The sequence below is a fragment of the Streptomyces sp. NPDC085937 genome (assembly GCF_044540535.1).
Classification (GTDB): domain Bacteria; phylum Actinomycetota; class Actinomycetes; order Streptomycetales; family Streptomycetaceae; genus Streptomyces.
Genome location: NZ_JBITSH010000026.1, coordinates 1 through 12,398, shown reverse-complemented (window position 1 = coordinate 12,398; position 12,398 = coordinate 1). Strand labels below are relative to the sequence as shown.

13 protein-coding genes are annotated in these 12,398 nt (G+C 73.2%); 6 read left to right on the top strand and 7 right to left on the bottom strand.

Annotation, left to right across the window (positions count from 1 at the left end):
* Window positions 1–4: 4 nt before the first annotated feature.
* The 4 genes from ACIF8S_RS32785 to ACIF8S_RS32770 all read right to left on the bottom strand — a co-directional run bounded on the left by ACIF8S_RS32785 (window position 5) and on the right by ACIF8S_RS32770 (window position 4,012).
* Entirely contained in the window at window positions 5–628 is a 624-nt protein-coding gene (locus ACIF8S_RS32785) for a cytochrome b/b6 domain-containing protein (RefSeq protein ID WP_400004130.1), read from the bottom strand.
* Window positions 612–1,385 carry a molybdopterin-dependent oxidoreductase gene (locus tag ACIF8S_RS32780; RefSeq protein WP_400004129.1) on the bottom strand — a complete coding sequence of 258 codons (774 nt, stop codon included), beginning with the start codon at window positions 1,383–1,385 and terminating at the stop codon, window positions 612–614. Before ACIF8S_RS32780 ends, ACIF8S_RS32785 begins: the two co-directional genes overlap by 17 nt.
* Window positions 1,386–1,468: 83 nt before the next feature.
* Window positions 1,469–3,010, bottom strand: coding sequence for an APC family permease (locus ACIF8S_RS32775; RefSeq protein ID WP_400004127.1), 1,542 nt, complete (start codon window positions 3,008–3,010; stop codon window positions 1,469–1,471).
* A gap of 51 nt (window positions 3,011–3,061) precedes the next feature.
* Window positions 3,062–4,012, bottom strand: a complete 951-nt coding sequence (locus ACIF8S_RS32770; protein ID WP_400004126.1) for a hypothetical protein — start codon at window positions 4,010–4,012, stop codon at window positions 3,062–3,064.
* 294 nt (window positions 4,013–4,306) lie between these two features.
* Between ACIF8S_RS32770 and ACIF8S_RS32765 the strand changes: the two genes are divergently transcribed.
* The 3 genes from ACIF8S_RS32765 (at window position 4,307) to ACIF8S_RS32755 (ending at window position 5,659) form a co-directional block, all read left to right on the top strand.
* Window positions 4,307–4,852, top strand: a complete 546-nt coding sequence (locus ACIF8S_RS32765) for an NUDIX hydrolase (RefSeq protein ID WP_400004124.1) — start codon at window positions 4,307–4,309, stop codon at window positions 4,850–4,852.
* A gap of 76 nt (window positions 4,853–4,928) precedes the next feature.
* On the top strand, window positions 4,929–5,321 hold the full coding sequence (locus ACIF8S_RS32760; RefSeq protein ID WP_400004122.1) for a YidH family protein: 393 nt from the start codon (window positions 4,929–4,931) through the stop codon (window positions 5,319–5,321).
* 29 nt (window positions 5,322–5,350) lie between these two features.
* A complete protein-coding gene (locus ACIF8S_RS32755; protein ID WP_400004121.1) occupies window positions 5,351–5,659 on the top strand; it encodes a DUF202 domain-containing protein in 309 nt (102 codons plus the stop codon).
* A gap of 112 nt (window positions 5,660–5,771) precedes the next feature.
* On the opposite strand, the gene ACIF8S_RS32750 is transcribed toward ACIF8S_RS32755, so the two are convergent.
* Window positions 5,772–6,701, bottom strand: coding sequence for an NADP-dependent oxidoreductase (locus ACIF8S_RS32750; protein WP_400004119.1), 930 nt, complete (start codon window positions 6,699–6,701; stop codon window positions 5,772–5,774).
* A 209-nt stretch (window positions 6,702–6,910) separates the two neighbouring features.
* Here ACIF8S_RS32750 and ACIF8S_RS32745 point away from each other — a divergent pair, with 209 nt between their 5' ends.
* Window positions 6,911–7,933: a phosphotransferase family protein gene (locus ACIF8S_RS32745; RefSeq protein ID WP_400004117.1), complete on the top strand. Its 1,023-nt coding sequence runs from the start codon at window positions 6,911–6,913 to the stop codon at window positions 7,931–7,933.
* A gap of 6 nt (window positions 7,934–7,939) precedes the next feature.
* Complete coding sequence (locus ACIF8S_RS32740; protein WP_400004115.1) at window positions 7,940–9,154, top strand: acyl-CoA dehydrogenase family protein; 1,215 nt, start codon at window positions 7,940–7,942, stop codon at window positions 9,152–9,154.
* 106 nt (window positions 9,155–9,260) lie between these two features.
* On the opposite strand, the gene ACIF8S_RS32735 is transcribed toward ACIF8S_RS32740, so the two are convergent.
* Both ACIF8S_RS32735 and ACIF8S_RS32730 read right to left on the bottom strand, forming a co-directional pair.
* Window positions 9,261–9,854 (bottom strand): TetR/AcrR family transcriptional regulator, encoded by a 594-nt coding sequence (locus ACIF8S_RS32735; protein WP_400004113.1) that lies wholly within the window; start codon window positions 9,852–9,854, stop codon window positions 9,261–9,263.
* Between the two features lie 200 nt (window positions 9,855–10,054).
* A complete protein-coding gene (locus ACIF8S_RS32730) occupies window positions 10,055–10,828 on the bottom strand; it encodes an SDR family oxidoreductase (RefSeq protein WP_400004111.1) in 774 nt (257 codons plus the stop codon).
* Between the two features lie 169 nt (window positions 10,829–10,997).
* Between ACIF8S_RS32730 and ACIF8S_RS32725 the strand changes: the two genes are divergently transcribed.
* Entirely contained in the window at window positions 10,998–12,254 is a 1,257-nt protein-coding gene (locus tag ACIF8S_RS32725) for an exo-beta-N-acetylmuramidase NamZ domain-containing protein (protein WP_400004109.1), read from the top strand.
* Window positions 12,255–12,398: the final 144 nt, after the last annotated feature.

Genomic DNA, 12,398 nt, shown 5'->3' with positions numbered 1-12,398 from the left:
CGCGTCAGGGGCGCCACAGGGGGTGTTCGCGCTCCGCCCATTCCCTGCCGACCGAGCCGGTGCGCAGGCCCCGGCGGGCCTCGGGGTCGGCGAGGGCCATGCCGACGTGCCCGGCGAGGACGATGCCGACGGTCAGCGCCAGCCAGTCGTGGACGAAGGTCGCGGCGGTCCGCCAGACCAGCGGGGTGAGGTGGGTGAACCACATCAGCAGGCCGGTGCCGAGCATCACCAGGGTGGCCCCCGTGATCCAGGCCGCGTAGAGCTTCTGTCCGGCGTTGAACTTCCCGGCCGGGCGGGAGACGGGGCGGCGGTCGCGGCGCAGGGCGGCCCGCAGCCAGACCCGGTCGTGCGGGCCGAAGCGGTTGAGCCGGCCGAGGTCGGCGCGGAACGCGCGGGAGGCGAGGGCGGCGAGCGCGGGGACGGGCAGCAGCAGGCCCGACCACTGGTGGAGCGTGACGACCAGGGCGCGACGGCCCACCAGCTGGGCGAGCTGGGGAACGTAGAGGCAGGCGGCGGTGGCCACGCAGACGCCCATCAGTACGGCCGTGGCGCGGTGCGCCCGCCGCTGGGCGGGGCCGAAGCGCCGTACGGTCGCGGCGGCGGGCGGGGCGTCAGCTCGTGGGTGCATCGTCGCGTCCGTTCGAGCGGCCGACCCAGGCGTCGACGTCGTAGCCGCGCACCTCCCAGTAGCCCGGTTCGACGTCCTCGGTGACGGTGATGCCGGAGAGCCACTTGGCGGACTTGTAGAAGTACATGGGTGCCACGTAGAGGCGTACCGGGCCGCCGTGGCCGTGGCCGATGTCCTCGTCCCGCATGCGCAGGGCGACCAGGACGTCGGAGCGGCGGGCCTGGTCGAGGGTGAGGCTCTCGGAGTAGGCGCCGTCGAAGCAGGTGAAGCGCACCGCGCGGGCGGTGGGGCGCACGCCGGCCGCGTCGAGGAGCCGGGACAGGGGCACCCCTTCGAACGGTGTGTGCGGCACCCGCCAGCCGGTGACACACTGCACGTCGCGGACCGTACGGGTCTGCGGCAGGGCCTTCAGGTCGGCGAGGGTGTAGGTGGCGGGGCGGTCCACGAGGCCGTCGACGGTGAGGCGGTAGGTCCGTTCGTCCTTGCGGGGGACGGACGCGGTGACCGAGTAGTAGCGGAAGCCGCCGCCGTTCGGGAGCAGTCCGGTCAGGCCGGTGGGGTCGCGTTCGGAGGCGCCGGCGAGGAAGGACTCCAGGCCGCGCTGGAGGGTGGGCGCGGCGGCCAGGCCGAGCGCGCCGAGGCCGAGGGTGCCGAGCAGGACGCGGCGGCCGACGGGCTTCCCGCGCGCGTCCGGGTCGTCCGCCTCGGCCCGAGTGCGGGGGGCGTCCGGGTCGGGCGGGGGCTGTTCGGGGTTCACCCCGACATTCGAGCACCCGCGCCCCGGCCCGGGCCAGGGAACGCGGGTGCTCGTCAGACTTCCGTAAGACGGGTGCGGGTGTCCTACGGGGTGCGCTCGGCCTCCTTCTCCAGCTGGAAGGCCTCGTTGCCCAGGCCGATGCGGGCGTGTGTCTCGGGGGCGCGGGCGCGCAGGATCGCACCCTGGACCAGCCCGATCACGAGGGCGAGGCCGATGACGCCCGGCAGGATCCAGCGCAGCGCGGAGTCCGGGCCGGTGCCGACCAGCACGTCGAAGTCCTTCACCGTGTAGACCGCGATCACCACCAGGGCGAGGCCGGCGACGGTCGAGGTGACCAGCCGCCAGGCCTGCGCGCTCGCGGCGCCGCGCCGCACGAAGAAGACGACGACGGACAGCGAGGCGATGGCCATCAGCACGATCACGCCGAGCGCGCCGATGTTGCCGCCCCAGGTGAACAGGTGCAGGACGGGCGCGGTCGGGTCGCCGGTCGGCTTGTCGTCGGTGAGCGCGAAGGTCAGCACCAGCATCGCCGCGATGCCGGTCTGCAGCAGGGAGCCGGTGCCGGGGGCGCCGCTGGTGCCGGTGGTGCGGCCGAAGGTGGCGGGCAGCAGGCCCTCGCGGCCCATGGCGAAGGCGTAGCGGGCGACGACGTTGTGGAAGCTGAGCATGGCGGCGAACATGCCGGTCACGAACAGGATGTGCAGGACGTCGGTGAAGGTGGCGCCGAGCCGGTCCTCGGTGAGGAAGAACAGCAGGCCCGCGCTCTGCTCCTGAGAAGTGCCGACGATGGCGGAGGGGCCGGTGGCGACCGTGAGCGCCCAGCTGCTGACGGCGAAGAAGACGGCGACGCCGGTGACGGCGAGGAACATCACGCGCGGCACCAGTACGTGCGGCCTGCTGGTCTCCTCGGCGTACACCGGGGCCTGCTCGAAGCCGAGGAAGGCCGCGATGCAGAAGCACAGGGCGGTGCCGACGCCGGCGCCGGTGAGGGTGTCCGGGTTGAAGGCGTGCAGCGACAGGCCCTCCTTGCCGGGGTCGGCGACGGCGGCGATGTCGAAGACGACGACCAGGATCACCTCGATGACCAGCAGGACGCCGAGTACCTTCGCGTTGACGTCGATCTTCAGCCAGCCCAGCGCGCCGACGGCCAGCACGGCGACGAGGGAGGGTATCCACCAGGCGACCTCGAGGTCGGCGTAGGTGGCGAAGAGGCCGGAGACCTCGAAGCCGAAGATGCCGTAGATGCCGACCTGGAGGGCGTTGTAGGCGACCAGCGCGACCAGGGCGGCGCCCGCGCCGGCGGTGCCGCCGAGCCCGCGGGAGATGTAGGCGTAGAAGGCACCGGCGTTGTGGACGTGCCGGCTCATCTCCGCGTATCCGAGGCTGAACAGCACCAGTACGGCGCCCAGGACCACGAAGAGCAGCGGCTGGCCGACGATCCCCATCACCGCGAATGTGGTGGGCATGACACCTGCGACCACCATGAGGGGGGCGGTCGCGGCCAGGACGGAGAGCAGCAGGCCCCCCGTGCCGAGGCGGTCGGCCCGCAGGGCGCGCTCCTGCCCCTTGAAGGTGCTGATCCCCTCGGCCGGGGCTCTGTTGGTGCTCGAACTGTCCGTCGTCATCTCGAGACCGTCCTTGGTCGGTGGTGGGTGCGGGGGGCGTCGGGGTGGGGGTCAGGCCGTGCCCAGGGCGGCGGCGCGTGCGGTACGGAAGGCGGTGACACCGTCCCGGTCGGGATAGGACCAGGGGGCGGGGGTGGCGTGCTCGCCGATGCGGTGGAACAGCGCGGCGGCCTCGGCGCCCCGGCCCTCGCAGACCTTGGCGTGGGCGAGGAAGTTCAGGTCGACCAGGCGGCGGGGGTGGTCCTCGTGCTCCCACTCCAGCCACCAGTCGAAGGCCGCCTTCATCACCTGCCGGGCACGGCGTCCGACCCAGTGGCCGGAGGCGACCGGGTCGGAAGCCTCGTGTCCGGCGGCGGCCAGGGTGCGGTAGCGCTCGGCGTGCGCGATGACCGGCAGGATGGCGAGCGGCGAGTCGGCGGGGGCCTGTTCGGCGGCCCAGTTGGCGAAGTCGTACACCTCGTGCAGCGGGTCCGGGCCCGCCTCCACGCGGCGCTCCGCGAGCCAGCCGACCACCAGGTGGTGGGCGTGGTGGTGGTCCGCGTAGCGGGTGCGGACCTGCTCGAAGACGCGGACCACGTCGCCCTCCGCGCCCAGCGAGCACTCCAGCATCAGTGACCCGAGCCAGGGCGTCGGATCGTCCGGCAGCATCGCGGCGGCCTTCTGGCAGGCGTCGCGGACCCGGGCGGGCTTCTCCTTGCCGCGCAGCCCGCGCCGCACCTGGGCCAGGGCGAGCAGCACGGTCGCGTCCCCGGAGTCGGGCTCGGCGAGCAGCCACTCACGCGCCCACGGGGCGCAGTACGGCTCACGGGCGAGCACTGTGATCCGGTGCCCGCGGCGGTCCCAGTCGTCCCCCGTCCGGACCAGCAGCGAGCGGGTGCTCTGCCACCGCCCCTGTGCCAGTGCGGCCCTCGCGGCGACGAGTTCGGCGTCGTCGAGGGCCTCGTCATGGGCCTGTGCCGCTCGTTTGCGGGCACGGCCGAGGGGAGGCGGGGGTGGGGACACCGCGGAACTTCCTCACGCGCTTCTCTTGTCATACGGCTCACGGCGGGTGGTCGGTGGCAGTGGTCGGCTGCCGCCTGCCATGAGCTGATCACGGACAGCAAACCGCCCGCCAACGGATCACGTCAAGGGCGAAGAGGGTGTTACACGCGTCAACTGCGGTCACGAACGGGCAACTTGTGGCGACGGGAGGCGGGCGCGCACCGCGGGTGCCGTGCGGGGCGGGAGGCGGGCGCGCTGCTTTGATGGCGGTATGAGTGAGAGCGCACGAGTGGGAGCGGGATGAGCGAGAGCGGAATGAGCGAGAGCGGTCGGAGTGCGGACGAGGTCATCGACGTCGTCGACGAGCGGGACCGGGTGGTGGGGCAGGTCCGGCGCGGGAAGGCGTACGCGCGAGGGCTGCGCCACCGGTGCGTCTTCGTCCTGGCCAGGGACGGCGCGGGCCGGGTCTTCGTGCACCGCCGCACGCCGGACAAGCTGGTCTTCCCCTCGCTGTACGACATGTTCGTCGGCGGGGTCGTCGGCGCGGGCGAGGAGTACGACGAGGCGGCCCTGCGGGAGGCCGAGGAAGAACTCGGCGTGAGCGGCCTGCCGCGCCCCTCGCACCTCTTCACCTTCCTGTACGACGACGGCGCGGACCGGACCTGGTGGTCGGCGGTGTACGAGGTGCGCTGCGACCTGCCGGTGCGGCCGCAGGCCGAGGAGGTGGCCTGGTACGACTTCCTGCCGGAGGAGGAGGTCGAACGGCGGCTCGGCGAGTGGGAGTGGGTGCCGGACGGGCTGGCGGCGTACGAACGGCTGCGGGCGTACCGGGCGGGCGCACGCGGACACGGGACCGGCTGATCGTGTGCGGGCGTACCAGGCGGGCGCACACGGCAACGGGACCGCCTGACCGGAGGCGACCGGTAGGGTCGCCGACGTGATCGACTTCGCACGGAACGTCCGGTTGTGGTTCTCCCCCGCCGAGGTGCGGGAGGACGGGGAGACGCCCGACTACCGCTTCTCGCTGGCGAACGAGCGGACGTTCCTCGCCTGGCTGCGGACGGCGCTCGCGCTGATCGGCGGCGGGTTCGCGGTGGACCAGTTCCTGCCCGACCTGCGCTGGGGCTGGCGGGTCGGGCTGGCCCTCGCTCTGCTGGCTGCCGGTGCGCTGTGCGCGTTCCGGGCGGTCAACCACTGGGTGCGGTGCGAGCGGGCGATGCGGCGTGGGGAGGACCTGCCGGTGTCGCGGTTCCCGGCGCTGCTGGGGGTGGTGGTGGCGGGGGTCGCCGTGGTGATGGTCGTGGTGGTGCTGGTGGGGTGGGAGCAGTGACGCCCGGGGCGGCCGAGGGCGCGGGGCGGATGGACCGCGATCCGGGGCTCCAGCCCGAGCGGACGCGGCTGGCGTGGCGGCGGACGACGCTGGCGAGCACGGTGGTGGCGGTGCTGGCGGCGAAGGCGGGGCTGGCGGGCGGGGCGTCGGCGGGTGTGCTCGCTGCGGGGGCCGTGTGCTGTGCGGGGTGGGCGGGGGTGTTGGTGGTCGCCCATCGGCGGATTCGGGGACTGGCGGGGGGTGGGGAGCCTGAGCGGCTCTCGTTTCCGTATGCGGCGGGGATTGTGGTGTGCGTGCTGGTGACGGTGGGGGGTGGGGTGGGGGTGGTGCTGTGGTAGGGGTTTTTCGCCCCCGCCGCCCTTTCCCTTGCCGACCCTGGGGCTGCGCCCCAGACCCCTTTCGGCCCTTCGGGCCTCGTCCTCGAACGCCGGACGGGCTGAAGAGAGGGTGTCACTTGGGCACCGTGATCGCGATCTTGCCGCGTACGTGCCCCTCCTCGCTGCGGCGGTGGGCGTCCGCGGCGCGCTCCAGGGGGAAGGTCTCCTCGACGTGGATGACCAGCACCCCCTGGTCCGCCAGTTCCGACAGCTTGCGCAGGTCCTGCGGGTCCGGCCGGACGAACCAGTAGTCGCCGCCGTACTCGACCACGCCGGGGTCGATGATCGACGCCAGGCGGCCTTCCGGCACGAGGAGGTTCGCGGAGGTCTTCAGGGCATCCCCGCCGACCGTGTCGAACACCGCGTCCACGCCCTCGGGGGCGAGCCCCCGGACCCGCTCGGCCAGGCCCTCGCCGTAGCTGACCGGCTCGGCGCCGAGGCCGCGCACGAAGTCGTGGTTGCGCTCGCTCGCCGTGCCGATGACCCGGGCGCCGACGTGGGCGGCGAGCTGGACGGCGACGGATCCGACCCCGCCGGCCGCGGCGTGCACCAGGACGGTCTCGCCCCGGCGCACCCCGAGAACGCGGTGCAGCACCTGGTACGCGGTGAGCCCGGCGAGCGGGATGCCGGCCGCCTGCTCGAAGCTGAGGCCGCGCGGCTTGGGCGCGAGGGTGCGCACCGGGGCGGCGACGTACTCGGCGAAGGTGCCTCCCGAGAGGACGTCCTGGCGCACGTAGCCGATCACCTCGTCGCCCTCGGCGAACTCCGGGACGGCGGGTCCGGGACGGACGACCACGCCCGCGACGTCCCAGCCGGGGACGACCGGGAAGACGGTCGGGAGGATCGCGTCGAGGTGCCCCTGGCGGGCCTTCCAGTCGACCGGGTTGACGGACGCCGCCCGCACCCTGACGAGCACCGTGTCGGGGCCGACCTTGGGGTCGTCCACGTCGCCGTACTCGAGGACCTCGGGGCCGCCGTACCGTGCGTAGCTGATCGCCTTCATGCGTCGACCCTCCGGGGTCCGCCCACGCCGTGCAAGCCGAATGGCCCGATGTACGCCATTCGCGTCACCGACGGGACCCGGCGGGGGCCGACGCCGGGCGTGTGATCCGCCTATCGTGGGCCCGATCACGTTGGGCCCCCGGTCTGGACGGCATACCGACCGGTCGGCATCATGGGTGGGTACGTGTCCGCCTGCCCACAGGAGCGACGATGAGCCCCGATCACCCGCCCGGACTGGATCTCGACCGGCTGCGCGAGCTGCTCGAACGGGAACGGCCCGGACTGCTGGCCGGCCCGCTCGCCGGCCGGCTGATCGAGGGCGGCAGGTCGAACCTGACCTACACGGTCACCGACGGCGCGGCGACCTGGGTGGTGCGGCGGCCGCCGCTCGGCCATGTCCTGGCCACCGCGCACGACATGAAGCGTGAGCACCGGGTGATCAGCGCGCTGCACCCGACGAAGGTGCCGGTGCCGCGTCCGGTGCTGCTGTGCGAGGACGAGGAGGTGCTGGGCGCGCCGTTCTACGTCATGGAGTACGTCGAGGGCACCCCCTACCGCACCGCCGACCAGCTGGCGCCGCTGGGCCCCGAGCGCACCCGCACGGCCGTACTGAACCTGGTGGACACGCTCGTCGAGCTGCACGCGGTCGATCCCGCCGAGGTCGGCCTCGCGGACTTCGGCCGTCCCGAGGGGTTCCTGGACCGGCAGCTGCGGCGCTGGGGCAAGCAGCTCGACGCCTCCCGCAATCGGGAGCTGGCCGGCATCGACGAGCTGCACGCCGCGCTCGGCCGTGAGCTGCCTGTCTCCCCCGCGCCCACCGTGGTGCACGGCGACTACCGCCTCGACAACGCGCTGATCAGCGACGACGAGTCGGTCCGCGCCGTCCTGGACTGGGAGATGTCCACCCTGGGCGACCCGCTGACCGACCTGGGGCTGCTGGTGATGTACAGCATGCCGCTGGGCATGCCGGACTCCCCCGTCTCCACGACCGCCGAGGCCCCCGGCCACCCCACGCCCGCCGAACTGATCGAGCGCTACGCCGTGCGGTCCGGCCGGGACGTGTCGGCGGTGTCCTGGTACACCGCGTTCGCCTGGTTCAAGCTCGCGGTGATCCTGGAGGGCATCCACTACCGGTACACGCTCGGCCGGACCGTCGGGGCCGGTTTCGACCGCATCGGCGATCTGGTCCCGGTCTTCATCGAGCACGGTCTGACCACCCTTCAGGAAGGCTGAACCGACATGGACTTCGCGTTCGACGCGCGCACCGAGGAACTGCGCGCCCGGCTCCTCGCCTTCATGGACGAGCACGTGTACCCCGCCGAGCAGGTCGCGCACGAGCAGCGCGAGCGGCTGTCCTCGCCGTGGGAGAACCCGCCGGTGGTGGAGGAGCTGAAGGCGGAGGCCCGCAGGCAGGGCCTGTGGAACCTGTTCCTGCCCGACGCCGAGTACGGCGCCGGACTCACCAACCTGCAGTACGCCCCGCTCGCCGAGATCACCGGCCGGTCCCCGCAGCTCGCCCCGACCGCGACCAACTGCGCGGCGCCCGACACCGGGAACATGGAGGTGCTGGCGCAGTTCGGCGACGAGCGGCAGAAGAAGCAGTGGCTGGAGCCGCTGCTCTCGGGCGAGATCCGCTCGGCGTTCGCGATGACCGAGCCGGACGTGGCCTCCTCGGACGCCACCAACATCACCACGCACATCCGGCGGGAGGGCGACGAGTACGTCGTCTCGGGGCGCAAGTGGTACATCTCCGGGGCGATGCACCCGGACTGCAAGATCTTCATCGTGATGGGCAAGACCGACCCGGACGGGGCGGACATCCGCCGCCAGCAGTCCATGGTCCTGGTCCCGCGGGACACCCCGGGCGTCACCGTGAAGCGGGCGATGCGGGTCTTCGGCTACGAGGACCACTACCACGGCGGTCACGCCGAGGTGGTCTTCGACGAGGCGCGGGTGCCGGTGTCGAACCTGATCGGTGAGGAGGGCGGCGGCTTCGCCATCGCCCAGGCGCGGCTCGGTCCGGGCCGGATCCACCACTGCATGCGGCTGATCGGCATGGCGGAGCGGGCCATCGAGCTGATGTGCCGGCGCGCGGTGTCCCGGGACGCCTTCGGCAAGGCGCTCGCCCAGCAGGGCGTGGTGCAGAACTGGATCGCGGACGCGCGCGTCGCGGTCGAGCAGCTGCGACTGCTGGTGCTGAAGACGGCCTGGATGATGGACACCGTCGGCAACCGGGGCGCCCACACCGAGATCCAGGCCATCAAGATCGCCACGCCGCGCACGGTCGTCGGCATCCTCGACCGGGCGATCCAGCTCCACGGCGCGGGCGGGGTGAGCCAGGACTTCCCGCTGGCCGAGCTGTACGCGGGCGCGCGCACGCTGATGATCGCGGACGGCCCGGACGAGGTGCACCAGCGGTCGCTGGCCCGCCGGGAGATCAAGAAGTACCTGTAGGCACGGTGCGCCCCGCCGGTGCGGCCGGCACCGGCGGGGTGCCGGGGGGACGGAGGGGTGCCGGGGGGGACGAAGGGGTGCCGGGGGACGACGGGGCCGGGGCGGCTCAGGCGCGCAGCGCGCGCAGCAGCAGGTCGGCCAGGTGGTCGGCGACCTCCTGGGGGCTGAGCGGGCCGTCGGGGCGGTACCAGGTGGACAGGTGGTGCACCGATCCGAAGTGGTAGTCGACCACGAGGTCGGCCGGGGTCGCCGTGGAGAACACGCCCTCGCGCTGGCCCTCCTCGATCAGCGCGCGGAACCGCTCGTGGTAGCGGCGGCGCTCGGCGCGGACCTGCTTGTTCTTCTCCGGGCTGAGGTGGTGCATGGAGCGGAAGAAGATCGACGCGTCGTCGAGGTTCTCGATGGTGGTGACGACCACGTCGGCCGCGGCACCGCGCAGCCGCTCCTCGATGGGGTCGTCGGCGTCGGCGAACCGGTCCAGGCGCTCCTGCTGGAGGCGCAGCACGCGCGCGTACACCTCGTGCAGCAGGTCGTCCTTTGACCCGAAGTAGTGGTAGAGCGCCCCCTTGGTGACGCCGGCCGCCTCGACGATCTCCTGCACCGAGGTGCGGTCGTAGCCCTGCTCGGCGAAGAGCCGGGTGGCGGCGGCCAGGAGCCGCTGCGGCACGGGGGTCCCGTCACCGTCCGTCGTTCTGGGCACTGCCGCCACCCGCCTTTCCGTGTTGCTGTCGGTCGTCGTGCGTCAGGAAACGCCGTCCCCGACGGAGGATCTTCCCACTTCACGGATCCGCCTCCGGAGGCACACCTCCCCGCCCAGTTTCTCCCCCGGCGCGGCGACGGGTGCTGGCGGGTCCGGGCGGGAGCCCGTCCGGTGCGGGCGGGCGGCTGTCGCGGAGTGGGTCAGCGGGTGGCTTCCCACTGCTGCTGGACGCGGTTCATTCCGGAGAGCCAGCGGTCGGGGTCGGTGGCGCGGGCGCGGTAGTAGTCGGCGACCTCCGGGTGCGGCAGGATCAGGAAACGGTCCTGCTCGATGCCCTCGAACAGGGCGTCGGCCACGTCCTCCGGCTCGATCGCGGTCGGCTTGAGCACCAGGTCGCCGGCGCTGCCGCTCGCGTCGAGCATGTCGGTGCGCACGCCCTGCGGGCAGATCGCGTGCACCTTCACCCCCCGGTGCCGGTACGTCAGCGACAGCCACTCGGCGAAGGCGTAGGCGCCGTGCTTGGTGACGCTGTACGGGGCGGTGCCGATCATGGTGAGCAGCCCGGCGGCGGAGACGGTGGAGACGAAGCGCCCACCGCCCCGTTCCAGCCACTCGGGGAGCAGCGCGTGGGCCGCGCGGACGTGGGCCATCACGTTGACGTCCCAGGACAGGGCCCAGTCCTCCTCGCGCAGCGGCTCCCCCGGCTCCCCGCCGTCACGGCCGACCCCGGCGTTGGCGCACCAGACGTCGATCGTCCCGCCGAGCGCGTCCCGGGCCTCCGCGACGATCGCTGAGGCGTCGCCCGCCACCGCCAGACCGCCGATCTCCCCGGCCACGGACTTGGCCCGGCCGGCGTCCAGGTCGTTGACCACGACCCGCGCCCCCTGTGCGGCGAAACGGCGGGCCAGCGCCGCCCCGATGCCGCCCCCGGCTCCCGTGACGACCACCTTCGCACCCTGCACGGCTTGCACCATCGGTCTCCTTCGACGCGGCTCCCCAACGGTTGTCGGCGTCAGACTAACCGGTCGGTATGCCGGGTGGAAGGGGCCTTCCGCGTGGCGCGGGTCCGACGCGTTCCCCGGGACGGTCCGGCACGCTAGCGTGCGTGGGCATGACATGTACCGCGATCACGGAGGTCACCGCATGAGGCTGTCCCGACGGAGCCTGCTCGCCACCACCACGGCCGCGGTCGCGGCCTCCGCCGCTCCGGCGGTCGCCGCTCCCGGGCCGGGGCCGGGACACGGCGGCGGCCGGACACTGCGCACCGGGTTCGAACGGCTCGCGGCGGACGGTTACGCGCTGCTGGACGGACGCCGCGTCGGCGTGGTCACCAACCCCACCGGCATCACCCGCGACGTGCGGCACATCGTGGACGTCATGCACGCCGACGGCCGGGTGGACCTGGCCGCGGTCTTCGGCCCCGAGCACGGCTTCCGGGGCACCGCGCAGGCGGGCGGCTCCGAGGGCCGGTACGACGACCCGGCGACCGGGCTGCCCGTCTACGACACCTACCTGAAGAGCGGTCAGGAACTCGCCGGCATCTTCACGGCGTCCGGCGTGGACACGGTCGTCTTCGACATCCAGGACGCCGGCGCCCGTTTCTACACGTACATCTGGACGCTGTTCGACTGCATGGAGGCGGCGCAGCTCGCGGGCCTGTCGTTCGTGGTCCTGGACCGGCCGAACCCGGTGTCCGGGCGGGCGGCGCTGGGTCCGGTGCTGCACAAGGAGTTCGCCACCTTCGTCGGACGGCAGCCGATCTCGCAGGCGCACGGGATGACCGTGGCGGAGCTGGCGCTGCTGTTCAACGAGGAGTTCCTGACGGCGCCCGTCGCCCTGGAGACCGTGAAGATGTCGGGGTGGAAGCGGTCGGACTTCTACGACGCGTCCGGGATGCCGTGGGTGCCGCCGAGCCCGAACATGCCGACGCCGGAGACGGCACTGGTGTACTCGGGCACCTGCCTGTTCGAGGGCACGAACCTCTCCGAGGGGCGCGGCACCACCCGGCCGTTCGAGCTGCTGGGAGCGGAGGGTGTCGACGGGCGCTGGGCGGCCGCGGCGAACGAGCTGGGGCTGGCGGGCGTGCGCTTCCGTGAGGCGTACTTCGCGCCGACCTTCTCCAAGTTCCAGGGGAAGACCGTCGGAGGCGTGCAGCTGCATGTGCACGACCGGGAGGCGTTCGACCCGGTGCGTACGGGCATCGGCCTGCTGATCACGGCGAAGCGGTCGTGGAGCGGCTTCGCCTGGCGCGAGGACAACTGGATCGACAAGCTCACCGGCTCCACCCAGGTGCGCACGATGATCGACGCGGGCGCGGACACGGACGAGGTGGTGGGCGGCTGGCAGCAGGAGCTGGCGGCGTTCCGCCGGAAGCGGCGTAATCACCTGCTGTACCGCTGAGCGCGGACGGGGCCGGGGCGGGGGGGGGGGGCGGGGGGGGGCCCCCCCCCCGCCCCGCCCCCCCCCCCCCCCCCCCCCGGCCCCCCCCCCCCCCCCCCCCCCCCCCCCAGCACGGCGGTTGACACCGGCCCCCCGCCGGCCCCG